Here is a 22,564-nt window from a genome sequence, read left to right as displayed (position 1 = left end):
TGAGACTGATTTTCACTTTTATTAATCTGGGGTGTATGAGTTAATTTTCTCTTTCCTTTACATCTTTGTAAAAATATTAGATAATAGTTCTATCAATTAGATAGGACTATTTTTATGGGATCAGTTTTTGAGGCTCAGTTATTGGAGTCAATGCAGTTTGGATTTATTGATCGGATCGCCTTTCGAGATGTGACCTATGCACCTAAGATTTTGATTAATAATGTTGAGGAAAAGCGTTTTGTCTTGACGGATTTGCAGGAAGAGTTACTAAAGAGTACTGCTTTTTATTTCTCAGTAGCTTTTGTGACTCAATCTGGAATTTCTATGATTAAGGCACAATTGGCAGATCTGGCAGCACGAGGTATCCAAGGGAAAATTGTGATTTCGCCTTACCTTGATTTTAATGATCCCTTAGCTATGTATGACTTATTGAAGTTACCAAATGTGGAAGTACGTATTTCTCAAGAAACCATGCAGCTTCATTCCAAGTATTACTTGTTTGAACAGGAATTGAGGCAGGTTTTGATTACAGGTTCATCCAATCTGACTGCAACGGCTCTGAAGCAGAATTATGAATGGAATGTTAAGCTTACTTCTACAGATAGTGGCGATTTACTGTATCAGACAAAGCAAGAATTTGAGCGTGTCTGGGAATTATCGCGACCATTAACAACGGATATTATTGAATCTTACAAGAGACAACGGAAGCCAGTAATTCAGGTAGCAACTTTGGAAGAAGAATCTATTATTGAGTATCACATTGGTAAGATTGAACCTAATAGAATGCAAAAAGAAGCGTTGACTAGTTTGCGCAATGTACGGGATAATGGGGCTCATAAGGCTTTGATTATTTCAGCAACGGGTACAGGGAAGACTTATTTGTCAGCCTTTGATGTTCAACAGGTCAATCCTGAGCGCGTGCTTTTTGTTGTTCATCGCGAGCAGATTTTAAGGAAGTCCTTGGAAAGTTTTCAGAAGGTACTAGGTTTTGCGGATAATGAAGCGTGCATTTATAAGTCGGGTATGGATATCTTAACAAAAAAATATATCTTTGCGACTATTCAAACTTTATCACGTGATAAAAATTTACAGTCTTTTCCTCCAAATTTTTTTGATTACATCTTAATTGATGAGGTGCATAAATCTGGTGCGGTTTCCTATAAAAAAGTGATAAACTATTTTACTCCTGCATTTCTCTTAGGAATGACTGCGACTCCTGAAAGGACAGACGGTCAAAATATTTATGAACTGTTTGACTATAATATTGCCTATGAAATTCGTTTGCAGGATGCAATGGCTGCGGATTTGCTGTGCCCATTTCACTATTTTGGTGTGACTGATATTATGGTGAATGGTCGGCTAATTGGTGAGGGTGAAGATTTTTCAAATCTGATTTCAGCGGAGCGGGTTAATCATATTGTGGATAAGATTGACTATTATGGGCATAGTGGTGAGTCCGTTTGTGGGCTGATGTTTTGTTCCAGTAAAAAGGAAGCGATAGAGTTATCCGCTATTTTAAATCAAAGAGGATTCCGAACACAAGCTTTGACGGGTGATGATAGCCAATTGATTCGTGAAAAAGCTGTGCAGGAATTGGAAAGTGGGGCCTTGGATTATTTATTAACAGTGGATATTTTCAATGAAGGAATTGATATTCCAAGTGTTAACCAGGTCGTTATGCTTCGTAATACAGAATCAAGTATTATTTTTGTTCAACAGCTAGGACGCGGTCTGCGTAAGCATCAATCAAAAGACTATGTAACGATTATTGATTTTATTGGAAATTATCGGAATAATTATCTGATTCCGGTTGCTTTATTTGGCGATCAGTCTATGAACAAGGATAATTATCGCAGAGAAGTTCGAGAGGCTAATGTGATTAGTGGTTTAACAACCATTAACTTTGAAGAAATCGCTCGTAAACAGATTTTTGAATCTATCACAAATACTAATTTATCTAGCATGAAAGTGTTACGTGATAGCTATGTTGAGTTGCAAAATAAGTTAGGACGTCAACCATTTTTGAAAGATTTTGTGACTTATAATGGAATTGATCCGTTAACATTCTTTGAGAACAATACTTTTAAAGATTATACCGATGTAGTAAGTAAGTTTGGAGAACAATTGATAGAGTTTGAAGAGAGTTCTAAAAATTTTTTAACTTTCATCACTTTTGAATGTTTAAGTGGGAAACGTAAGCACGAACTGGTTCTGTTAAAATTGTTACTTGAAAATAGGGGACAAGTTAGTTTTGATACGTTTTTTGAAGGTTTAATAGCCCATGATTTAGATATTTCAAGTGATGTGATAACATCTGTTGAAGGAGTCTTGGATTTATCGTTCCTTAAGGCTCAAGAGCAGAGGCGTTTTGGAACTGAGAGTTTGGTTATTAGAAGTGAGGACACTTATTATTTGAATGATAAGGTACTAGAATCTCTGCAAAAGGACCCAATTTACTTAAGTTTCTTTTCAGATGTAATTGAAACTGGCTTAGTAAAAGCTCAGGACTACCCTCAAGTATTTACACTAGGTCAAAAGTATTCAAGACGGGAAGTATTAAAATTATTAAATGTTAGACGTGATGAGCCGCCTCTTAATATTGGAGGGTATAAGATTGATAAGGAAACAAATACTTGTCCGATTTTTGTCACCTACCATAAGAGTGAGAATATTAGTGATACAATTAAGTATGAAGATGAGTTGTTAAATGAGTCGACATTGCGATGGTTTTCTAAAAACAAGCGAACAATAGAATCTCCTGATGTCAAAAAGATTATCCGTTCTTCTGAAAATGGCTTAAGACTGGAATTATTTGTCATCAAAGATGATGCCGAAGGTGGTGAATTTTATTATTTAGGATCTCTGTCCTACATTGATGGCAGTGCAGAGGAAATAGAGCATGCAGGTGAAAGTGTTGTGAGTATGTTTTTCAAGCTTAATGAGCCTGTAAAAGCTGACTTGTTCCACTACTTAACGACAAAATAAAAATGAGGTTATTACAAATCTCATTTTTTACTTAGTAGGTTAACAGCTGGGCGGTCAACAGGTGCCCAATTGAGCGTCCTTAGTTGATGTGGTTCCAGCCACTTAGAGTCTTGGTGCTCTAACAAGGTTAGTGTTTCAGAAAGAAGTCTTGCTTCGAAGGTCATCATAACCACCGTTCCAAAATCATAGTCATAACTGGCTTCGTTGACATAGTCTAAAATTTCTATATCTGCATCAAATTCTTCCTTGATTTCACGGACTAATGCTACTTTTGGTGATTCTCCTTGTTCTAACTTACCACCAGGAAATTCCCAAAAATCTGCCAATGATTTTCCTTTGGGACGTTGGGCACAAAAATATTTTCCTTCTTTTAAGATAGCGGCTGCGACAACGTGAATGGTTTTTGTCATTAGTTTTTCTCCTCGATTTACTTTATTTAGTACTATCATAACATACCTAGCAACTAAATATCGTTAATTTAGATAAAGCTATAGAATAATTTATTAGATTTAAACATTATATTTTTGATATAATGAAATTATCATACTTTATTAAGGAGTATATGTCCATGTCCCTAGAATCTTCAATTTTTGCGAAACAGCAGGTGGTGGTTGAGCAGTTGGAGCCCTTTGGTTTTGTGGCTGAGGGAGATAGTTTTGTTTATTCGGAAATCTTCATGGCAGGCGATTTTGAGGCAAGGGTCAGCATCAGTGCGACGGGACAGGTGTCAGGTCGAGTTTTGGATAGGGAGACTGGGGAAGATTATCTGGCTCTACGAGTGGAACAGGCTCCAGGGGCTTATGCCAGTCAGGTTCAGCAGGCTTATGCCGCCATTTTAACCAAAATAGCTAGGGACTGTTTTCAGTCCCATCCCTTTACTCAACCGCAATCTAATCGCTTGGCAGTTTATCTAGAGCAGACCTATGGTGATTTTTATGACCATCCCTTTGCCAAGCATCCCAGCTATGCCTCTTATCGTGTCGGTGGCAAGTGGTATGCTTTGATTTTTCCTTTGACAATGGCAAAGCTAGGTCATTTTTCAAAGTCGCTTGGCCAGCGAGAGGTGGAAGTGGTTAATCTCAAGGTTAAGCCTGAGCAGCTGGCAGAGCTTTTGACAAAAGAAGGGATTTACCCCTCTTATCACATGTCCAAAAAAAGTTGGGTCTCAGTTGTCTTAGATGGGAGTTTGTCAGATGAAGACTTGTTTGACTTGGTGGTTCAGAGTCGGTCTTTGGCCACTCCTAAGTCCTTGCGGCGGCAACAAGGCCCGGAGTTTTGGGTGCTTCCAGCCAATCCTAAATACTATAACATTGACGCCGAATTTAGTCAGTCACGGGTCATTGATTGGACGCAAAAGGCAAGGATTAAGGCTGGTGACTATGTGGCTATTTATATGACGGCTCCCGTCAAGGCCATTCGTTACCTGTGCCGAGTGTTACAGGCAGATTTGCCAAATCACGGTCAACGTGACCGTGAGGATATTCAAAAATTGATGACACTGGAGTTGCTAAGGACCTTTCCCGATGGTCAGTTTCCTCAAGTCCGCCTAGCGGAATATGGGTTAAAGACTGTGCGTGGGCCACGGCGGTTACCGTCAAGCTTAAGTCAGGTATTGGCAGACAGTCTGGGGCTAGATTTGGCTGAGCTAGGCTAGGATTGGAAAATTGGAAAAAGGAGAAGAAAAGATGAAATACATGCGATTAGGTCAGTCTGACCTACTGGTACCACGCTTGGCTTTAGGCTGCATGAGAATGTCTGCCTTGAGTTTGACAGAGGCCAAGCAAGTGATTCAACAGTGTTTGGATTTGGGCATCAATTTTTTTGACCATGCTGATATTTATGGTAAGGGGCAGTCAGAGCGTATTTTTGGTCAAGCGATTAAGGAACTGGGCCTTGAACGAGAGCAGGTGATTATTCAGTCCAAGTGTGGTATTCGGCCAGGTTTCTTTGATTTTTCTAAGGAGCATATTTTAGCAGCGGTGGATGGTATCTTAGAGCGTTTGCAGACGGATTATTTAGACCTTTTGGTCTTGCACCGCCCCGATACGCTTTGGGAACCAGAGGAAGTGGCGGCAGCTTTTTCTTCCTTAAAAGAGCAGGGGAAGGTTAGGCACTTTGGCTTGAGCAATGTCAATCGCTACCAAATGGAATTATTACAAGCCTATTGGCAGGAGCCTCTCTTGGTTAATCAATTACAGGTGAGCCTGGTACATACACCGATGATTGATGCGGGTTTGCAGGTCAATATGCTGACCGAGGGTGGCCTTAACCGTGATGGTGGGATATTAGATTACTGCCGTCTACGTGGGGTAACCATTCAAGCCTGGTCACCGTTTATGATTGATTTGGCACAAGGCACTTTTTTTGACCATCCAGACTATCCAGAGCTCAATCACGTTTTGGCCGAATTGGCGGATAGCAAGGGCGTATCAGTAGAAGCTATTGCCACAGCCTTTCTGTTGCGGCATCCCGCTCAAATGCAGGTGCTGGTCGGTTCCATGAACCCTGACCGCTTGCAGAAGATTGCTGCTGCCAGTCAGGTTGAACTAAGTCGTCAGGAATGGTATCGCCTCTACCTGTCAGCAGGGAAAGAGCTGCCGTAAATGAAGTGGAAAGACTTGATGGATGATCAAGTCTTTTCTGGTTGCTCGTTGGCTTTTTTAGTGAGATGTGGTATAATGACCGTGAAACGCTTGCATAGGAAGTGTTTTTATTAGAAAGGAAGGTCAAGATGATGACTTGGTTTACCGATTTACCGGTCGTATGGCAAGGACTTATCGGTGGCTTATTTACTTGGTTTTGTACGATTATTGGCTCAGCAGTGGTATTTTTCTTTAAAAATATTAGCCGCAAAATCCTAGATACCATGCTAGGATTTGCCGCTGGCGTCATGATTGCAGCCTCTTTTTGGTCCCTATTAGCCCCGTCTATTGATTATGCTGGTGAGATTTACGGTAGGTGGTCTTGGGTACCAGCAGCAGTTGGTTTTATTGGGGGCGGTATTTTTATGCGCTTGATTGATCTGTTGGTCCCTCATTTGCATTTGGGAAATGATATTAATCAAGCTGAGGGTGGTGTTGAGAAAGAGCGGAAAAAATTGTCTAAAATTACCCTATTATTTTTAGCCATCACGATTCACAATATTCCAGAAGGCTTGGCCGTAGGCGTCACCTTTGGTGCCTTGGCTAATAACCCCTCCCCAGCAGCCTTTATTGGAGCAGTTGGGCTAGCCTTGGGGATTGGTTTGCAGAATATTCCAGAAGGAGCAGCCCTGGCCATTCCCATTCGCACGGATGGGAAATCACGTCTTGCGGCCTTTTTCTGGGGGTCCATGTCGGCCATTGTTGAACCCATTGCGGCTTTCGTTGGGGCTATTGCGGTGACTTATATGACCCCTATTTTGCCCTATGCCCTGTCTTTTGCTGCAGGAGCTATGATTTTTGTGGTGGTGGAAGAATTAATTCCAGAATCACAGACCCACGGGCATACAGATTCGGCCACCTTAGGGCTGATGTTAGGTTTTACCATCATGATGATTTTAGATGTAGCCCTTGGTTAATGATAAAAAATAGACTGGAAACGTCCAGTCTATTTGTCTGTTTTGGGGTAATCTTTTAGGATTTGAATGTCTTCAATGATGATGTCTGTAAGAGGCTTATCCTTACTATCTGTGGGGCTTTCTGCGATTTTATCCACTACGTCCATGCCTTGAGTAACTTGGCCAAAGACGGTATAGTTGCCATCTCCTTGAGGATAGCCTCCTTTTTGATAGGCTTCAAACAGTTTTTCAGGATACAATTGGGGATTAAGCTTGCCGATCATATTGTCCTTGTTTTGCACAATATAAAATTGGCTTCCATTGGTATCTGGTCCAGCGTTGGCCATGGCCAGAGCACCACGAATATTGTAGAGGTAGTCTGAGACCTCATTAGCAAAGCCCATGCCGGAATCAATCGAGGCATCTTTACCATTCCAAATGGATTCTCCTCCTGTACCGTCCCCTTTGGGGTCTCCTGATTGAATCATAAAGTTATTGATTACCCGGTGAAAGGTTAGGCCCTTATAGTAGCCTTCTTTGGCATGGGTCAAGAAATTTTTCACAGCCAAGGGGGCGTATTCAGGAAAGAGTTTGATGGTAATATCCCCCTGAGAGGTAATCAGCTTGACCTGGGCTTCATTGTCAGCTACTTCTGGAGATAGCTGGGGGAAATTAGCCTTATTCAAGGTTTCTAATCGTTGAGCGAGAGCACTGGAATTGTTTCGTTCAGTGCTGGCAGTTGTGTTTTGGCTATTTGTTGATTGATTGCCACAGCCGGCTAGGAGAATCAGGGCAAAAAGGCCCGTTAGCACACTTTTTTTCATGGATTTCCTCTGTTCTTTTTTCTTTATTGTATCACAAATTTTGCCAATCAGGCGCTTAAACATGCTATAATAACATTATGGGAAAAGCAAAGACAAGTAGAAAAGGACGGACCAGACGTCCAAGCAAGGCAGAATTGGAGAGACAAGCGGCTATTCGCAGAATGTTAGTGGCTTGTTTGGTGTTTTTTCTCTTCTTTTTTGCTATGCTCCAATTAGGACGTTTCGGGGTAACTGCCTATAATTTTATGCGTTTTTTGGTGGGTAGTTTAGCCTATCCAGTCATGATTGGGATTTTGATTTATCTTTTTGGGATAAAATGGCTTTCTAAAGTGGAAGGACTGTTAAGTGGTGCCTTATTGTTACTGATGGGCTTGTTATTGGAGTGGCAGGCTTATCTCTTCGTCCAACCTCATATGGCAGACAAGCCGGTTGTGTCAGGGACTCTATCCTTGATTGTTGAGGATTTGCTAGCCTTTTCCTCTCGTCAATTTGCTGGTGGAGGCCTCCTAGGAGCCTTAATTTATAAGCCGACAGCCTTTTTATTTTCTAATATCGGGGCCTTTTTGATTGGTGGTCTTTTTATCATATTAGGCATTTTTCTAATCAGTTCCTGGGATGTCCTGGATGTGATTGCTTATGGCAAGTCCCTTTGGAGTACTTGGTGTAACAAGCACCAGGCTAGGCGTCAAGCCAATTTTTTAAAAAAAGAGGAGAGACGTTTAGCCCAGGAGGCTGCTCGTCAGCAAGCTACCAGCCTTTCTTATCCGGTTGATTTAGAGACAGGTGAGATTTTAGATGATTCTGAAACCCTTCCAACAGAACCAGAAATCATTGCTTACGAGTCGGAAGAGTACTGGGAGGAGGCGGATAATCATGAGATTTGGTATGACGAGAGTGAGGAAGATCATCAAGAATTAATCTTTGACGTTCAGAGTCCAGCACCTCTGATGTATCGTCTACCTAGCCTAGACCTTTTTGCTCCTGATAAACCTAAAAATCAGAATCGTGAGAAAAAGTTGGTGCGTGATAACATCAAGGTTTTGGAAGAAACCTTTGCTAGCTTTGGCATCAAGGTGGTGGTGGAGCGGGCAGAAATTGGCCCGTCAGTGACCAAGTACGAGGTCAAACCAGCCGTTGGTGTGCGGGTCAACCGTATTGCTAATTTGGCAGATGACTTGGCTTTAGCCTTGGCAGCCAAGGATGTTCGGATAGAGGCCCCTATCCCAGGCAAGTCCTTGGTCGGCATTGAGGTACCCAATTCGGAGATTGCCACCGTTTCCTTCCGTGAGTTGTGGGAACAATCTAAAACAGACCCCAACAAACTCTTGGAAGTTCCCCTAGGTAAGGCAGTTAATGGAACGGCACGGAGTTTTGACTTGGCTCGTATGCCCCATCTGTTGGTGGCGGGCTCAACAGGATCAGGAAAATCTGTGGCTGTTAATGGGATTATTTCCTCCATTTTGATGAAGGCCCGTCCTGACCAGGTCAAATTTATGATGATTGACCCCAAAATGGTGGAGCTCTCGGTTTACAATGACATCCCCCATCTCCTAATTCCTGTGGTGACTAATCCACGTAAGGCCAGCAAGGCCCTGCAAAAGATTGTTGATGAGATGGAACATCGCTATGAACTCTTCAGTCAAGTTGGTGTTCGTAACCTTGAAGGCTATAATAGCAAGGTGGACGAGTTTAACAGTCAGTCGGCTGAAAAGCAGATTCCTCTGCCTCTCTTGGTGGTCATTGTTGATGAATTGGCTGATTTGATGATGGTCGCCAGCAAGGAAGTGGAAGATGCCATTATTCGTTTGGGGCAGAAAGCTCGTGCAGCGGGTATCCACATGATTTTGGCCACCCAACGTCCCTCAGTTGATGTCATCTCAGGTTTGATTAAGGCTAATGTTCCTAGCCGGGTAGCCTTTGCTGTTTCTAGTGGAACGGATAGTCGGACCATTTTGGATGAAAATGGGGCTGAAAAACTGCTGGGACGAGGGGACATGCTCTTTAAACCCATTGATGAAAATCATCCAGTCCGCCTGCAAGGGTCTTTTATTTCTGATGATGATGTGGAGCGGATTGTCAGCTTTATCAAATCTCAGGCCCAGGCTGATTACGATGAGAATTTTGATCCTGGTGAGGTGACAGAGGCTGATATGGCTAGTGGTAATGGCGGAGCAGGGGCAGGTGATCCTCTGTTTGAGGAAGCTAAACAGCTGGTTATTGAAACGCAAAAGGCCAGTGCTTCCATGATCCAACGCCGTTTGTCGGTCGGCTTTAATCGTGCCACTCGGCTGATGGAAGAATTGGAGGAGGCAGGTATTATCGGTCCAGCTGAAGGAACTAAGCCAAGAAAAGTTTTACAAAGTCAATAAAAAAGACTGGAGGGTATCCAGTCTTTATTTTTGCAAGAAAATGGCAATTAACATGCTAAGGTAAAACACAAGAGTAACGAGAAAGCCAGTCCGCCAAAAAACCTTGAAAAAACGCCTGTAAGAGAAATGATTTGGCTGCTTGTTGAGTAGCCAAATAGCGGCGCAAATAGCCAATAAGGCCAAGGCGATGGCATAATGAGGCAGCAAGGAATGGGTGAAGAAATGGCCTGAAAGATAGATAATTTGGCCTGCAAATAGGGGAAAGGCTAAGTCAGGAAAACGTAGCCCCAGCTTGTCTAGCTGAAAAAGCTTTGTGATTAGTAGGGAAAGTAAGGGAGTGAGGACCAATAAGCCTAAAGCTAAGAATTTGTAAAAAGTCATAGGTCTATTGTATCTTGAAATGGCTAAATTGTAAACTTTGATGTTATACTATTCTTATGACACTGATAAAAAAGATGTTTCCTAGTCCAGTTGGTCCCTTGCTAGCTCTGGCTGATGCTGATTTTCTTTATTATTTGGGTTTTTTAGGTCAGAAAAAGCAAGAACAGACCTTAGCTAAGATTGCTGACTTGGTTCAAGAACAGATTTCTAGTGGCTCTAATGCTCTCTTGGAAGCATTGGAAAAAGACTTATCAGCCTATTTTACTGGGGAATTAACCAGTTTTCAAATTGCCACTAAGACCTTTGGCACTCCCTTTCAAGAGGCCGTTTGGCGAGTCATGGTGACAATTCCTTACGGACAAACCATGACCTATAAGGAGCTAGCCCAGTCTTTGGGGGATAGCAAGAAGGCGCGTGCGGTTGGACTGGCTTGTGGCAACAATCCCATCTTATTCCTTAATCCTTGCCACCGTGTCTTAAGTAGTGATGGTGGTTTGGGTGGTTATGTGGCCGGACTGGAGAAAAAACAGTTTCTTTTAATCTTAGAAAAAAATGAGTAAAATCCTTGCAAAAAAAAGAGGGATAAGGTATAATGTCTAGGTATGCTTTGACATACCTGTGGGAGGTAAAAATCTATAATTACCGCCAAAACCACAACAGGAGGATTTAGAAAATGGCTAAGAAAGTCGAAAAACTCGTTAAACTTCAAATTCCTGCTGGTAAAGCGACACCAGCTCCACCAGTCGGACCAGCACTTGGTCAAGCAGGAATCAACATCATGGGATTCACTAAAGAATTTAACGCTCGTACAGCTGATCAAGCTGGCATGATTATCCCAGTTGTTATCACTGTTTATGAAGATAAATCATTTGATTTCGTCACTAAAACACCACCAGCTGCTGTTCTTTTGAAAAAAGCTGCCGGTGTTGAAAAAGGTTCAGGAACACCTAATACAACTAAAGTTGCTTCAGTAACTCGTGCACAAGTACAACAAATTGCTGAAACTAAGATGCCAGATTTGAACGCTGCTAGCCTTGAAGCTGCCATGCGTATGATCGAAGGTACTGCTCGTTCTATGGGATTCACTGTTACTGACTAAGGTAACACCCATTTACCCGCAAGACTTCATCAGCAGATGAGCGACGTGGGAGATGAAAATCGTTAAAACCACATAACAAGGAGAAAGAAAAAAATGGCTAAAAAAAGCAAACAAATGCGTGCTGCACTTGAGAAAATTGACAGCACAAAAGCTTACAGCGTTGAAGAAGCTGTAGCACTTTCAAAAGAATTGAACTTTGCAAAATTTGACGCAACAGTAGAAGTTGCTTACAACCTTAACATTGATGTGCGTAAGGCTGACCAACAAATCCGTGGGGCAATGGTATTGCCAAACGGAACTGGTAAGACTGCTCGTGTCTTGGTATTTGCTCGTGGTGCAAAAGCTGAGGAAGCAAAAGCTGCAGGTGCAGACTTTGTTGGTGAAGATGACCTTGTTGCTAAAATCAACGGTGGTTGGATGGACTTTGATGTTGTTATCGCAACACCAGATATGATGGCACTTGTTGGTCGTCTTGGTCGCGTGCTTGGTCCACGTAACTTGATGCCAAACCCTAAAACTGGTACAGTAACTATGGATGTTGCTAAGGCAGTTGAAGAGTCTAAAGGTGGTAAAATCACTTACCGTGCTGACAAAGCAGGTATCGTGCAAGCTATCATTGGTAAAGTATCATTTGACGCTGATAAATTGGTTGAAAACTTCAAAGCTTTCAACGATGTTATGGTTAAGGCTAAACCAGCAACAGCTAAAGGAACTTACATGACTTCTGTAACCATCACGACAACTCAAGGTGTTGGTATCAAAGTTGATCCAAACTCACTTTAATAAATCAAATCCCATCTTTTGATGGGATTTTTTACTATCTTAAAGCTAATTGCAAGGGTTTGTGTTAGACTGGCTGAGTAGCTGAAATTTTTCTGCTCTTTCACTAGGTAAAAGATACAAAATATGATAAAATAGAAGAGATGAAATAAGGAGTAAGAGAGTAGAAATGGTAAAACCTAAATACAAGCGTGTCTTAATTAAATTATCTGGTGAAGCCCTAGCGGGCGAACGAGGTGTAGGCATTAACCTGCCAACAGTGCAAGAAATGGCCAAGGAAATCCAAGAAGTCGCTGCTTCTGGAGTGCAAATTGCCCTGGTTATTGGTGGCGGTAACCTTTGGCGGGGAGAGCCGGCAGAACAGGCTGGTATGGACCGTGTTCAGGCGGATTACACTGGCATGTTAGGAACGGTGATGAATGCCTTGGTGATGGCTGATAGTCTGCAACAATACGGGGTGGATACACGCGTTCAGACGGCCATTACCATGCAACAGATTGCAGAACCTTATGTGCGTGGCCGTGCCCTACGTCACTTGGAAAAAGGACGGATTGTGATTTTTGCAGCTGGGACAGGTTCTCCTTATTTTTCAACGGATACAACAGCAGCCTTGCGTGCAGCTGAAATTCAAGCGGATGCCATTCTCATGGCCAAAAACGGGGTTGACGGTGTCTATAACGATGACCCTCGTAAGAATGCTGATGCGATTAAATTTGATGAATTGACCCACATGGAGGTCTTGAAGCAAGGACTGAAAATCATGGATTCAACAGCTAGTTCCTTGTCCATGGACAATGACATTGACTTGGTTGTCTTCAACCTTAATGAAATGGGCAACATCAAACGAGTTGTTTTTGGTGAGAACATCGGAACAACGGTTTCAAATAAAAAAGGATAGAGGAAAAAATTATGGCTAACCCAATTATCGAAAAAGCTCAAGAACGTTTTCAACAATCACACCAGTCACTAGGACGTGAATTTGCAAGTATTCGTGCTGGCCGTGCCAATGCTAGCCTGTTAGATCGTATTCAAGTGGAGTATTATGGGGCACCCACCCCTCTGAACCAGTTGGCTTCAATCACTGTGCCAGAGGCTCGTGTTCTTTTAATCACCCCATTTGATAAGTCAGTCTTGAAAGAGATTGAGCGTGCCATTAACGAGTCTGACTTGGGCATCAATCCAGCCAACGATGGGTCTGTTATTCGTTTGGTTATTCCTGCCTTGACCGAAGAAACACGCCGTGACTTAGCTAAGGATGTGAAGAAAGTGGGAGAAAATGCTAAGGTTGCCATCCGTAATATTCGTCGAGATGCTATGGATGAGGCTAAAAAGCAGGAGAAAAATAAAGAAATCACTGAGGATGAGTTGAAGGTTTTGGAAAAAGACATTCAGAAGGCGACTGATGAGGCAGTGAAACATATTGACCAAATGACGGCTAACAAGGAAAAAGAATTGTTGGAAGTTTAAGGAGCAAACAGTAGGCGGGATTTCCGAGAAATCCTGCCTTTTTAACAAGAGGGAAAGGATGGGGCTTGACTGGTCAAGTCGATGAATAATGAATGATGGAAGATTTACTGGTGAGAGAGATTAGCGGTCTAGTGACCGATGAAAACAAGGACTTTTATTTTATTCAAAAAGAGGGCCGAACCTTTGCCTTGGATAAAAAGGAAGGTCAGTATGGTCTGGGTCAGATGGTTAAGGGCTTTGCCTATACAGATATGCGGCAAAAATTACGTTTGACGACCCAAGATGTGACAGCGACTCGGCAAACTTATGGTTGGGGAGTGGTGACGGATGTTCGTCGTGATTTGGGTGTTTTTGTTGATACTGGCCTACCAGATAAGCAGGTTGTGATTTCCTTGGATATTCTGCCTGAGATGAGGGAATTGTGGCCTAAAAAAGGTGACAAACTCTATCTTCGCCTAGATGTGGATAAAAAAGGACGCATTTGGGGACTTTTAGCAGAACCAGAGGTCTTTCAAAAACTGGCTGGTCCAGCCTATGATAATATGCAAAATCAGCAACTACCAGCCATTGTTTACCGTTTGAAACTGTCAGGAACCTTTGTTTATCTGCCTCAAAATAATATGTTAGGCTTTATTCATCCCAATGAACGCTATCAGGAGCCACGCTTGGGGCAGGTCTTAGATGCTCGTGTCATTGGCTATCGGGCAGTTGATCGGACCCTCAATCTTTCTCTAAAACCACGTTCGTTTGAGATGTTGGAAAATGATGCTCAGATGATTTTGACTTATCTGGAAGCTAAAGGGGGCTTTATGACCCTGAATGACAAGTCATCACCGGCAGACATCAAGGCTGTTTTTGGCATTTCTAAGGGCCAATTCAAGAAGGCCTTAGGTGGTTTGATGAAGGCTGGTAAAGTTAAACAGGATCAGTTTGGCACAGAGTTGATTGAATCAATAACATAGAAGAGAAACGTAAACTAGCTGGAAGGAAATGAAGATGAAACGGAAGATTCTGATTTGCTTAATCTTGATATGGAGCTTAGTGGCAAAGACAGTAGCGGCAGATGATTTAATGGATATTACTCGGGCAGCAGGCTATGAGGTCAGTGAAGAAAATCGTCCCAAGTCGAGTATTGTTATTGATGGGGAGACTGGGGCTGTTTTATGGCAGGATAATCCAGATGCCATTCGTGATCCAGCCAGCATGAGCAAGCTCATGACCCTTTATTTGGTCTATGAGGCTATGGCAAAAGGGCAGTTAAGTGAAGATACTGTCATTACAGCCAAGCCGACTGACCAGGCCATTGCGGGCATTTATGCCATTTCTAATAATAATATTGTCGCCGGTGTTGATTATACCGTTGATGAACTAATTACCATGACCGTGGTGCCATCATCTAATGTGGCAACAGTCATGTTGGCCAATTACTTGTCCAATGATGATCCAGATGCCTTTCTTGACATGATGAATGCCAAGTCCAAGGAGTTAGGCATGACCAACACTAGCTGGATGAATGCAAGTGGGGCAGCAGCTGTTAGTTTTGAAGGTTACTACAATCCTACTCGTTATAATAAAAATGCTCCTAACCAGACAACGGCCCGTGATTTGGCTATTTTAACCTATCATTTCTTGAAAGATTACCCAGAAATCATTGACCATACCAAGAATCTATTAGTGACAGTTAAGGCTGGTACGCCTTATGAAGAAACCTTTAGTGCCTACAATCATTCTCTTGAAGGGGCGATTTATGGTATTGAGGGGGCAAATGGTCTTAAAACAGGCTCTAGTCCTGGGGCTGCCTTTAACTATGTGATGACGGTCAAGCGTGGCGACCAAGGTCGTATTGCGGTGATTATGGGAGTCGGTGACTGGTATGATCAAAATGGTGAATTCTACCGTCATCCTTTTGGTAATGCCTTGGTTGAGAAATCCTATGCTGATTATGAGTATAAGAAGGTCTTAAGTGCTGGCCAGCAGACCATTGATGGGAAAAAATATGACTTGGACAAAGACCTATATGCTACAGTTGCCAAAGGAGCTAAGCCAACATTTGTGGTTGAAGATGACCAACTCAAGCTGGCTAATGGTTTGGAAACAGTCAGTCCATTGATAAAAAATAGCCTTAAGGTCAAGCCTGTCAATCCGGTAGAGCTTATCAGTCGGAAAGTTAGCAGCAAGAGTAAGTCACTTTTACCCTTACTTAGCCAGTATTGGTACTTCCTTTTCTTGCTCCCCTTACTCATCCTAGCACCAGTTTGTCTACTTTGGGCTAGACGGAAACGGCAACAGTCCAAATCATAGCTTAGCCTACAAGGGCTAGACAAGTGGCAAAATCTCAGACTTTCTGGGATTTTTTTGTTACAATAAAGAAAAAACTTGGAGGTGAGAAGATGGAGAGAGCCATTTTTGCAGGTGGGTGTTTTTGGTGTATGGTGCAACCTTTTGAAGAAAGTCCGGGAGTTTTATCGGTGCGTAGTGGTTACACAGGCGGTCATGTTCCCAACCCAACTTATGAGCAAGTTTGTTCCAAGACGACAGGTCACACGGAAGCAGTAGAGATAATTTTTGATCCTGAAAAACTTTCCTATGCCGATTTGGTAGAGCTTTATTGGCGACAGACTGATCCAACAGATGCTTTTGGCCAATTTCAGGATCGTGGGGATAGTTATCGACCAGTGATTTTTTATACCAGTGAGGAGCAACGTTTGATTGCTGAGGCCTCCAAGGAGCGTTTGGCGGCATCAGGACGTTTTGACCGCCCTATTGTCACAAGCATTGAACCAGCAAAAACGTTCTATGAAGCGGAAGAGTATCACCAGGCCTTTTATAAAAAAGATCCTTTCCGCTATGCCTTATCTAGTAAAATTCGTCATGACTTTTTGGAGAGCCATTGGTCATGAGAAAATCTTTTTATAGTTGGTTGATGACCCAACGCCATTCCAAAAGTCAGGCTCCTGCCGCCCGCTTGGCCGCCTATGTTTTTGAAGAAACGACCTTTCCCAAACACACGGATGATTTTGAGGTGATTAGTCGATATTTGGAAGATGAGGCGAGTTTTGCGTTTAATTTGAGTGAGTTTGATCAGATTTGGGAAGATTATTTGGCCCATTAAGAAGAAGGAGATCTAGTTGCAAGAACAAACAGTTGATATTAAATTAAATCATCCCGAGGATGCCTTGGCCTTATTTGGTAGCAATGAACGCCACTTAGGTTTATTGGAAGAAGAACTGGGGGTGACCATTCATGCTGGCAGTGAATGGGTGCAGGTCTTAGGTTCTGAGGAATGTGTGGAACAGGCCCGCTTGGTTATTCAGGCCCTTTTAGTGCTGGTAGGTCGGGGCATGGTTATCAATAGCTCTGATGTGGTGACAGCCATTTCCATGGTTAGGACAGGCGAGATAGATAAATTTATTGCCCTTTATGAAGAAGAAATCATCAAGGATGTTGCTGGCAAGCCTATTCGGGTCAAGACCTTGGGGCAAAAAATTTATGCAGATAGTGTCAAAAAACATGATATTGTATTTGGTATCGGGCCAGCAGGAACAGGTAAGACTTTTTTGGCGGTGACCTTGGCGGTAACAGCTCTCAAACGTGGTCAAGTCAAGCGGATTATTCTGACGCGTCCTGCGGTTGAAGCGGGTGAAAATCTAGGGTTTTTGCCGGGTGATTTGAAGGAAAAGGTGGATCCTTATCTCCGTCCAGTCTATGATGCCCTCTACCGTATTTTGGGCAAGGAGCAGACCACACGGCTCATGGATCGAGAGATTATTGAGATTGCCCCCTTAGCCTATATGCGGGGGCGAACTTTGGATGATGCCTTTGTTATCTTAGACGAGGCTCAAAATACGACCATCATGCAGATGAAAATGTTCTTGACCCGCCTAGGTTTTCAATCTAAGATGATTGTTAATGGGGATATTAGCCAGATTGATCTTCCTAAAAATGTCAAATCTGGTCTAATGGATGCCATGGAAAAATTAAAGCAGGTCAAGGCCGTTGATTTTGTTCATTTTTCAGCCAAGGATGTGGTTCGCCACCCAGTTGTCGCTGAGATTATTCGGGCTTATGAGGATTAGTCATGGATTATATTAGTTTTATCCGTTCCAAGGTTGGGCAGGATAAGATTTTTCTCAATTTTTCAGTTGGCATTTTAGCAGATGATGAAGGTCGAATTTTATGTCAAAAACGGTCCGATGTTATTGGAACTTGGTCACTCTTGGGTGGTTGTTGGGAATTGGGGGAATCGTCTGTTGACGCTCTCAAGCGAGAATTTATGGAAGAATCAGGTATTGAGATTGAGCCGATTAAATTGCTTAATGTCTATACCAATTATGAAGAGCATTATCCCAATGGTGACGTGGCTCAGACGGTAGGCTTTCTCTATCAAGTTAGGGCGGTTAAGGCCTTTGATATTGAGGATTTTTCCAATGATGAAACATTGGAATTGGCCTTTTTTAGTCAGGAAGAATTAGAGCAGTTAGAGATTATTAGTCCCCAACAGAAATTGATGATTGAGGAGTATTTCGCACAAGGTTTTGAGATGGGACACTAGTTTCATCTGATCTGACAAGCTCTTAACCCTAGCTTCTACGGTCTTTTTCATAAAATAAGCCTTGAAATATGGTATAATAAAGAAAAGACGGACGAAAGAAGTGAAAAGATGTATATTGAAATGATTGATGAAACGGGTCAGGTTTCGGAAGAAATCAAAAAGCAGACCCAGGAGATTTTAAGCTTTGCAGCAGACAGGCTAGGCAAGTCTGCCAAGGAGATGGCCCTTACCTTTGTGACCAATGAGCGGAGCCATGAACTCAACTTGCTCTACCGTGAGACCGACCGTCCGACTGATGTGATTAGTCTGGAGTATAAACCTGAACATGATATTATTGTGGCTGAGGAGGATTTGGCAGAAAATCCTGATTTGGCTGAGATGATGGCGGATTTTGATGCCTATCTAGGTGAGTTGTTTATCTCTGTGGACAAGGCTAAGGAACAGGCCAGTGACTATGGTCATTCGTTTGAACGCGAAATGGGTTTTTTAGCAGTGCATGGTTTTTTACATATCAATGGCTATGATCACTACACGCCCGAAGAAGAAGCAGAGATGTTTGGTTTACAGGAAGAAATATTGACAGCCTATGGTCTTACACGAGAATAAATCCCCCAAAAAATGGAAAAATCGCGATTTAATTGCTAGTTTAGAGTTTGCTCTGACAGGTATTGGGACAGCTTTTGTTGAAGAGCGTAATATGAAAAAGCATGCCCTTTCTGCCGTAACAGCAGTGGTGGCAGGAGCTATCTTTCGTATCTCAACAGTGGAATGGCTCTTTCTGCTCCTGAGTATCTTTTTAGTGATTGCCTTTGAAATTATCAATTCTGCCTTGGAAAATGTCGTTGATTTGGCCAGTGATTATCATTTTTCTATGTTGGCTAAGAATGCCAAAGATATGGCGGCCGGTGCCGTCTTGGTGATTTCAATTTATGCGCTTATCACAGGTTGTGTGATTTTTTTGCCAAGAATTTGGCACTTGTTTTTTGGAAATTGAGGAGAATACATGAGTTTTAAGTCAGGATTTGTTGCGATTTTGGGGCGTCCCAATGTTGGGAAATCAACCTTTTTGAACTATGTCATGGGGCAAAAGATTGCCATTATGAGTGACAAGGCTCAGACAACCCGTAACAAAATTATGGGGATTTACACGACCCCTAACGAGCAGATTGTCTTTATTGACACCCCAGGAATTCACAAGCCCAAAACGGCTCTGGGTGATTTTATGGTGGAGTCGGCTTATAGTACCCTGCGTGAGGTGGAGACCGTGCTTTTCATGGTGCCAGCGGATGAAGCACGAGGTAAGGGAGATGACATGATTATGGAGCGGCTCAAGGCCGCTAAGGTGCCCGTGATTTTAGTCATTAACAAGATTGACAAGGTACATCCAGATCAACTCCTGGAGCAGATTGAAGATTTCCGTAGTCAGATGGACTTTAAAGAAATTGTGCCGATTTCTGCCACCCAAGGCAATAATGTCAACCGTCTGATGGACATCTTAGTGGACAATCTTGAAGAAGGTTTCCAGTATTTTCCAGATGATCAGATTACAGATCACCCAGAACGTTTCTTGGTCTCAGAGATGATTCGAGAAAAGGTGCTCCATTTGACCCAGCAGGAGGTGCCCCACTCGGTGGCAGTGGTTATCGATAGCATGAAACGGGACCAAGAGACGGATAAGGTTCATATTCGTGCAACAGTTATGGTGGAACGTGATAGTCAAAAGGGGATTATCATTGGCAAGGGAGGTAGCATGCTGAAAAAGATTGGCTCGCTAGCTCGCCGTGATATTGAGCTCATGTTGGGTGACAAGGTCTTTTTGGAGACTTGGGTCAAGGTCAAGAAAAATTGGCGAGACAAGAAGCTAGACTTGGCCGATTTTGGCTACAATGCCAAGGAATATTAGGTAAATAAGTCGCTAACGAGCGGCTTTTCTTATCAGATAAGGGGGAAATGACATGGTAGAAATGGGACAGATTTTCAAGGAATTACGAACGGCTAGGAAAATTTCACTCAAAGAAGCCGCAGGACAGGCTCTGTCCTATTCCATGCTGAGCAAGTTTGAAAATGGTGATTCAGATATTACCATCTCCAAGCTCCTACCAGCCCTAGACAATATTCACACGGACCTAGCGGAGTTTGCCTATCTGGTGCGTGGTTTTCAGCCTTCACAACGACATCTGCTCAAGCAGGAGATTTGGCGGGCCTTAGAGAAAAAGGATTTCGCTTATTTGCAGAAAGGCTATGAGAGAGAAAAAGCGACCTACCAAGAAACCGGTCAGGAAGCCAATCTACTTAATGCCTTGACCTTCAAGACCTATTTGGCGACTAATTCTGTCTCTGTTGAGCTGACCGAGGATGAGCAGGCTTTTTTGTATGACTATCTCTTTCGGGTGGACATTTGGGGCGAGTATGAGTTGGCGATTTTTACGGATATTTCGCCACTCTTGCCACTTGAGAGTTATTTTCGTTATACGCGTGAGATGTTGCAGCGGATTGACTTTTTCGAAGGGCTAAACTCTCACCGTAATGCCATTCATACCATCTTGCTTAATGGTCTATTTAAGGCGGTTGAGCAAAAAGACCTGATTAAGGCTGCTTATTTTGATAAGCAGATTAAGATTCGTTTTTTTGAAGAAAATGAAGCCTATCTGCGTTTAATTTATCGTATTGCCGATGGTCATCATACTTATTTGCGTGGTGAAAAAGAAGCAGGACGAGAAAAAATTCGTTCGTCCATTGAGATATTGAGACTCTTGGGTTGCCGAAGTAGTGCTGACTATTATCAGGAAAATTTTGCTGATGTGCTTAAAGCATTTGAATAAATGAAAATAGACCTGCTATCTTGTAAAAAAATTTCATTGTCTCATTGCCTTTCCTAGTAGGGAGAGGCGATTTTTTGTAAAAAAAATCAGCTCGAAAATAGGAAAACTTTGTCTCTGCTCTGCCATTTTGTCCTATAATAAAGCTATCAAAAGAAAGGAGAACAAAAAGATGACTCAGTTTGCATTAGAAGCAAGTAAACTACCGGCACCTACTCAAGAATTTACATTGACATGGAAATGTTCTATTACTAAAGGGTAGGTATTCTTGTTTAGTCTAGTACTTAAGTGCTAGACTAGACATTTTATTTGTTAGGAGAAGAAGGATGAAAAAACCAATATTAACTAAATATTGTTCATATGACAAAGATGATGTAAGTACCACTAATTTGTTTGAGAAGAAATTTGAAGCCTATATTGAAAAAAAAGTAAAAAAAATTATAAATAAACCTCAAAACTATCCTTTTATCAAGATAATAGATGGAGAAGGAAAGATATATGGTAAAACAGACTGATTTTAATTATTGTAATGAGAATTCTTATGCTCTACCTACTTTTGGTTTTAAAATTCACCTATCAGCAACGATAAATAATTACCAGTCCTTATTTTCCTTAGTTTACCCTTATTTAATTAGTGAAGGTATTACTTTTAAATATCTTAATTCTCTTTGTGCTATTGAGGAAAATTTTTCTGAAAAAGAAAGTCCAGCTGAATCAGGAAAATATATTACAATATATCCTCAAAATAGAGAACATTGTCAACAAATTATAGGAGAGTTATATAATCTTATCCCTAGAGAGATGGAGGGAATATATATATTAAGTGACCGTCCTTATAGAGATTCGCAAGTGATTTTTTATAGATTTGGTTTAATTCTTTTAGATAATGCCGACTTAGAAGATGGTTTACCGACATTGATTGGACCAAATAATGAAAAATGGCAGGATTATCAAAAGGCTTATTTTGATTTACCAGCATGGATTGAGGATATTCAAGGTGAGCAAGAGTTTCAATCCTCCTATCTAGGGGATAATTATCAGGTGCTTTTACTATTAAAACAAAGTGCCGGAGGGAATGTTTATCTAGCAACTAATAAATTTTCTAGAGAACAAGTTGTTATCAAGGAGAGTAGACCATATATTTTATCTAGTGGTAAAATTACTAAGCAGGTTCTCAGAGAAGAGGAATGGAGGCTATCTCAAAAAGTTAGTAACTTCATTCCTAAAGATGTTAGAAAAATCAAAGAATGGCTTAATAATTACTATATATATGAGTACATTCCAGGGATTGATTTATTAGAGTTTAGTAATAAATATTCTTTGTTTGCTTATACAAAAGCTACACCTACTGAAAATTATTATCAATTCACTCAGTTAATCAAGTGTTTCCATAATTTATTGAAATGTGTAGCGTTTTTTCATCAACAAGATATTATTTTGAATGATGTTCATCCAAATAATTTTATTGTAGGTGCAGATTTGAGAGTAACATTTATTGATTTGGAAAATTCTTATGTTTATGATGAGAAACCGTTAGTTGGTATCTATTCTGAAATTTCTCCCAAAGCATGGAATAATTTAGACGGTAAGGTAGCTGATTGCCATAAGGTAGGTAATTTAATATTATATTTATTGGGTAGACTACATGTTGATGATACTAGTACTTTCAGACCTAATATCTTAAGAAACCTATTACAACAAAAAATATAAAAACTAACTTAGCAGAAGTTATAACTTTTCTATTAAGCGA

General features: G+C 41.6%; 25 protein-coding genes. 22 read left to right on the top strand and 3 right to left on the bottom strand.

The genetic code is table 11. From position 1 onward, the window contains the following. Positions 1-114: 114 nt before the first annotated feature. Complete coding sequence (locus FRX57_RS03430; protein ID WP_425472609.1) at positions 115-2,985, top strand: DUF3427 domain-containing protein; 2,871 nt, start codon at positions 115-117, stop codon at positions 2,983-2,985. 20 nt (positions 2,986-3,005) lie between these two features. Here FRX57_RS03430 and FRX57_RS03425 read toward each other — a convergent pair whose 3' ends face one another. After that, positions 3,006-3,395: a (deoxy)nucleoside triphosphate pyrophosphohydrolase gene (locus FRX57_RS03425; protein WP_246100924.1), complete on the bottom strand. Its 390-nt coding sequence runs from the start codon at positions 3,393-3,395 to the stop codon at positions 3,006-3,008. A 158-nt stretch (positions 3,396-3,553) separates the two neighbouring features. Between FRX57_RS03425 and FRX57_RS03420 the strand changes: the two genes are divergently transcribed. The 3 genes from FRX57_RS03420 to FRX57_RS03410 all read left to right on the top strand — a co-directional run bounded on the left by FRX57_RS03420 (position 3,554) and on the right by FRX57_RS03410 (position 6,544). Continuing rightward, complete coding sequence (locus FRX57_RS03420) at positions 3,554-4,639, top strand: MmcQ/YjbR family DNA-binding protein (RefSeq protein ID WP_146566646.1); 1,086 nt, start codon at positions 3,554-3,556, stop codon at positions 4,637-4,639. A gap of 31 nt (positions 4,640-4,670) precedes the next feature. After that, entirely contained in the window at positions 4,671-5,588 is a 918-nt protein-coding gene (locus tag FRX57_RS03415; protein ID WP_146566644.1) for an aldo/keto reductase, read from the top strand. Positions 5,589-5,719: 131 nt separating this feature from the next. After that, positions 5,720-6,544: a ZIP family metal transporter gene (locus FRX57_RS03410; protein ID WP_146566731.1), complete on the top strand. Its 825-nt coding sequence runs from the start codon at positions 5,720-5,722 to the stop codon at positions 6,542-6,544. A 29-nt stretch (positions 6,545-6,573) separates the two neighbouring features. Here the strand turns inward: FRX57_RS03410 and FRX57_RS03405 are convergent, their stop codons facing one another. Next, entirely contained in the window at positions 6,574-7,347 is a 774-nt protein-coding gene (locus tag FRX57_RS03405) for a peptidylprolyl isomerase (protein ID WP_146566642.1), read from the bottom strand. Between the two features lie 77 nt (positions 7,348-7,424). Here FRX57_RS03405 and FRX57_RS03400 point away from each other — a divergent pair, with 77 nt between their 5' ends. Further along, positions 7,425-9,716, top strand: coding sequence for a DNA translocase FtsK (locus FRX57_RS03400; protein ID WP_146566640.1), 2,292 nt, complete (start codon positions 7,425-7,427; stop codon positions 9,714-9,716). Between the two features lie 24 nt (positions 9,717-9,740). Here FRX57_RS03400 and FRX57_RS03395 read toward each other — a convergent pair whose 3' ends face one another. After that, positions 9,741-10,097, bottom strand: a complete 357-nt coding sequence (locus FRX57_RS03395) for a DUF3397 family protein (RefSeq protein ID WP_146566638.1) — start codon at positions 10,095-10,097, stop codon at positions 9,741-9,743. 56 nt (positions 10,098-10,153) lie between these two features. On the opposite strand from FRX57_RS03395, the gene FRX57_RS03390 reads away from it, so the two are divergent. The 17 genes from FRX57_RS03390 (at position 10,154) to FRX57_RS07750 (ending at position 22,524) form a co-directional block, all read left to right on the top strand. Further along, positions 10,154-10,657: a methylated-DNA--[protein]-cysteine S-methyltransferase gene (locus FRX57_RS03390; RefSeq protein WP_146566636.1), complete on the top strand. Its 504-nt coding sequence runs from the start codon at positions 10,154-10,156 to the stop codon at positions 10,655-10,657. A gap of 113 nt (positions 10,658-10,770) precedes the next feature. Next, on the top strand, positions 10,771-11,196 hold the full coding sequence (gene rplK / locus FRX57_RS03385; RefSeq protein WP_146566634.1) for a 50S ribosomal protein L11: 426 nt from the start codon (positions 10,771-10,773) through the stop codon (positions 11,194-11,196). Positions 11,197-11,289: 93 nt separating this feature from the next. Then, complete coding sequence (gene rplA / locus FRX57_RS03380) at positions 11,290-11,979, top strand: 50S ribosomal protein L1 (protein ID WP_146566632.1); 690 nt, start codon at positions 11,290-11,292, stop codon at positions 11,977-11,979. Positions 11,980-12,145: 166 nt separating this feature from the next. Beyond that, a complete protein-coding gene (pyrH, locus tag FRX57_RS03375; protein WP_146566630.1) occupies positions 12,146-12,874 on the top strand; it encodes a UMP kinase in 729 nt (242 codons plus the stop codon). Positions 12,875-12,885: 11 nt separating this feature from the next. Beyond that, positions 12,886-13,443 (top strand): ribosome recycling factor, encoded by a 558-nt coding sequence (gene frr, locus FRX57_RS03370; protein WP_146566628.1) that lies wholly within the window; start codon positions 12,886-12,888, stop codon positions 13,441-13,443. 95 nt (positions 13,444-13,538) lie between these two features. After that, on the top strand, positions 13,539-14,405 hold the full coding sequence (locus FRX57_RS03365; RefSeq protein ID WP_146566729.1) for a CvfB family protein: 867 nt from the start codon (positions 13,539-13,541) through the stop codon (positions 14,403-14,405). Positions 14,406-14,439: 34 nt separating this feature from the next. Then, positions 14,440-15,744, top strand: a complete 1,305-nt coding sequence (locus tag FRX57_RS03360; RefSeq protein ID WP_146566626.1) for a DUF1958 domain-containing protein — start codon at positions 14,440-14,442, stop codon at positions 15,742-15,744. 89 nt (positions 15,745-15,833) lie between these two features. Then, positions 15,834-16,343: a peptide-methionine (S)-S-oxide reductase MsrA gene (gene msrA / locus FRX57_RS03355; protein WP_146566624.1), complete on the top strand. Its 510-nt coding sequence runs from the start codon at positions 15,834-15,836 to the stop codon at positions 16,341-16,343. Next, positions 16,340-16,555, top strand: a complete 216-nt coding sequence (locus tag FRX57_RS03350) for a YozE family protein (protein WP_146566622.1) — start codon at positions 16,340-16,342, stop codon at positions 16,553-16,555. Before msrA ends, FRX57_RS03350 begins: the two co-directional genes overlap by 4 nt. A 16-nt stretch (positions 16,556-16,571) precedes the next feature. Beyond that, entirely contained in the window at positions 16,572-17,519 is a 948-nt protein-coding gene (locus tag FRX57_RS03345; protein ID WP_146566620.1) for a PhoH family protein, read from the top strand. Between the two features lie 2 nt (positions 17,520-17,521). Continuing rightward, a complete protein-coding gene (locus tag FRX57_RS03340) occupies positions 17,522-17,995 on the top strand; it encodes an NUDIX domain-containing protein (protein WP_146566618.1) in 474 nt (157 codons plus the stop codon). A 108-nt stretch (positions 17,996-18,103) separates the two neighbouring features. Next, on the top strand, positions 18,104-18,601 hold the full coding sequence (gene ybeY / locus FRX57_RS03335) for an rRNA maturation RNase YbeY (RefSeq protein WP_146566616.1): 498 nt from the start codon (positions 18,104-18,106) through the stop codon (positions 18,599-18,601). Then, a complete protein-coding gene (locus tag FRX57_RS03330; protein ID WP_146566613.1) occupies positions 18,582-18,989 on the top strand; it encodes a diacylglycerol kinase family protein in 408 nt (135 codons plus the stop codon). The genes ybeY and FRX57_RS03330 overlap by 20 nt, the downstream gene beginning before the upstream one ends. A 9-nt stretch (positions 18,990-18,998) precedes the next feature. Further along, positions 18,999-19,898 (top strand): GTPase Era, encoded by a 900-nt coding sequence (gene era, locus FRX57_RS03325; RefSeq protein ID WP_146566611.1) that lies wholly within the window; start codon positions 18,999-19,001, stop codon positions 19,896-19,898. A 52-nt stretch (positions 19,899-19,950) separates the two neighbouring features. Beyond that, positions 19,951-20,817, top strand: coding sequence for an Rgg/GadR/MutR family transcriptional regulator (locus tag FRX57_RS03320; RefSeq protein ID WP_146566609.1), 867 nt, complete (start codon positions 19,951-19,953; stop codon positions 20,815-20,817). 323 nt (positions 20,818-21,140) lie between these two features. Continuing rightward, positions 21,141-21,329 (top strand): hypothetical protein, encoded by a 189-nt coding sequence (locus FRX57_RS03315; protein ID WP_146566607.1) that lies wholly within the window; start codon positions 21,141-21,143, stop codon positions 21,327-21,329. Further along, positions 21,313-22,524 carry a class III lanthionine synthetase LanKC N-terminal domain-containing protein gene (locus FRX57_RS07750; RefSeq protein ID WP_246100922.1) on the top strand — a complete coding sequence of 404 codons (1,212 nt, stop codon included), beginning with the start codon at positions 21,313-21,315 and terminating at the stop codon, positions 22,522-22,524. Before FRX57_RS03315 ends, FRX57_RS07750 begins: the two co-directional genes overlap by 17 nt. Positions 22,525-22,564: the final 40 nt, after the last annotated feature.

Origin of the sequence: Streptococcus cuniculipharyngis, from assembly GCF_007859195.1 — a bacterium.
GTDB classification, from domain to species: Bacteria; Bacillota; Bacilli; order Lactobacillales; family Streptococcaceae; genus Streptococcus; species Streptococcus cuniculipharyngis.
This window is presented reverse-complemented; position numbering and strand designations above follow the sequence as displayed.

What these genes read in the sequence shown, in the direction of transcription:
- rplK (WP_146566634.1), top strand. Translation starts at nt 10,771, where the DNA reads ATGGCTAAGAAAGTCGAAAAACTCGTTAAACTTCAAATTCCTGCTGGT.
- FRX57_RS03360 (WP_146566626.1), top strand. Translation starts at nt 14,440, where the DNA reads ATGAAACGGAAGATTCTGATTTGCTTAATCTTGATATGGAGCTTAGTG.
- ybeY (WP_146566616.1), top strand. Translation starts at nt 18,104, where the DNA reads ATGTATATTGAAATGATTGATGAAACGGGTCAGGTTTCGGAAGAAATC.
- FRX57_RS03410 (WP_146566731.1), top strand. Translation starts at nt 5,720, where the DNA reads ATGACTTGGTTTACCGATTTACCGGTCGTATGGCAAGGACTTATCGGT.
- era (WP_146566611.1), top strand. Translation starts at nt 18,999, where the DNA reads ATGAGTTTTAAGTCAGGATTTGTTGCGATTTTGGGGCGTCCCAATGTT.
- FRX57_RS03425 (WP_246100924.1), bottom strand. Translation starts at nt 3,395, where the DNA reads ATGACAAAAACCATTCACGTTGTCGCAGCCGCTATCTTAAAAGAAGGA.
- msrA (WP_146566624.1), top strand. Translation starts at nt 15,834, where the DNA reads ATGGAGAGAGCCATTTTTGCAGGTGGGTGTTTTTGGTGTATGGTGCAA.
- FRX57_RS03405 (WP_146566642.1), bottom strand. Translation starts at nt 7,347, where the DNA reads ATGAAAAAAAGTGTGCTAACGGGCCTTTTTGCCCTGATTCTCCTAGCC.
- FRX57_RS03320 (WP_146566609.1), top strand. Translation starts at nt 19,951, where the DNA reads ATGGTAGAAATGGGACAGATTTTCAAGGAATTACGAACGGCTAGGAAA.
- FRX57_RS03420 (WP_146566646.1), top strand. Translation starts at nt 3,554, where the DNA reads ATGTCCCTAGAATCTTCAATTTTTGCGAAACAGCAGGTGGTGGTTGAG.
- rplA (WP_146566632.1), top strand. Translation starts at nt 11,290, where the DNA reads ATGGCTAAAAAAAGCAAACAAATGCGTGCTGCACTTGAGAAAATTGAC.
- FRX57_RS03390 (WP_146566636.1), top strand. Translation starts at nt 10,154, where the DNA reads ATGACACTGATAAAAAAGATGTTTCCTAGTCCAGTTGGTCCCTTGCTA.
- FRX57_RS03340 (WP_146566618.1), top strand. Translation starts at nt 17,522, where the DNA reads ATGGATTATATTAGTTTTATCCGTTCCAAGGTTGGGCAGGATAAGATT.
- FRX57_RS03415 (WP_146566644.1), top strand. Translation starts at nt 4,671, where the DNA reads ATGAAATACATGCGATTAGGTCAGTCTGACCTACTGGTACCACGCTTG.
- FRX57_RS03315 (WP_146566607.1), top strand. Translation starts at nt 21,141, where the DNA reads ATGAAAAAACCAATATTAACTAAATATTGTTCATATGACAAAGATGAT.
- FRX57_RS03350 (WP_146566622.1), top strand. Translation starts at nt 16,340, where the DNA reads ATGAGAAAATCTTTTTATAGTTGGTTGATGACCCAACGCCATTCCAAA.
- FRX57_RS03430 (WP_425472609.1), top strand. Translation starts at nt 115, where the DNA reads ATGGGATCAGTTTTTGAGGCTCAGTTATTGGAGTCAATGCAGTTTGGA.
- FRX57_RS07750 (WP_246100922.1), top strand. Translation starts at nt 21,313, where the DNA reads ATGGTAAAACAGACTGATTTTAATTATTGTAATGAGAATTCTTATGCT.
- FRX57_RS03330 (WP_146566613.1), top strand. Translation starts at nt 18,582, where the DNA reads ATGGTCTTACACGAGAATAAATCCCCCAAAAAATGGAAAAATCGCGAT.
- pyrH (WP_146566630.1), top strand. Translation starts at nt 12,146, where the DNA reads ATGGTAAAACCTAAATACAAGCGTGTCTTAATTAAATTATCTGGTGAA.
- FRX57_RS03395 (WP_146566638.1), bottom strand. Translation starts at nt 10,097, where the DNA reads ATGACTTTTTACAAATTCTTAGCTTTAGGCTTATTGGTCCTCACTCCC.
- FRX57_RS03365 (WP_146566729.1), top strand. Translation starts at nt 13,539, where the DNA reads ATGGAAGATTTACTGGTGAGAGAGATTAGCGGTCTAGTGACCGATGAA.
- frr (WP_146566628.1), top strand. Translation starts at nt 12,886, where the DNA reads ATGGCTAACCCAATTATCGAAAAAGCTCAAGAACGTTTTCAACAATCA.
- FRX57_RS03400 (WP_146566640.1), top strand. Translation starts at nt 7,425, where the DNA reads ATGGGAAAAGCAAAGACAAGTAGAAAAGGACGGACCAGACGTCCAAGC.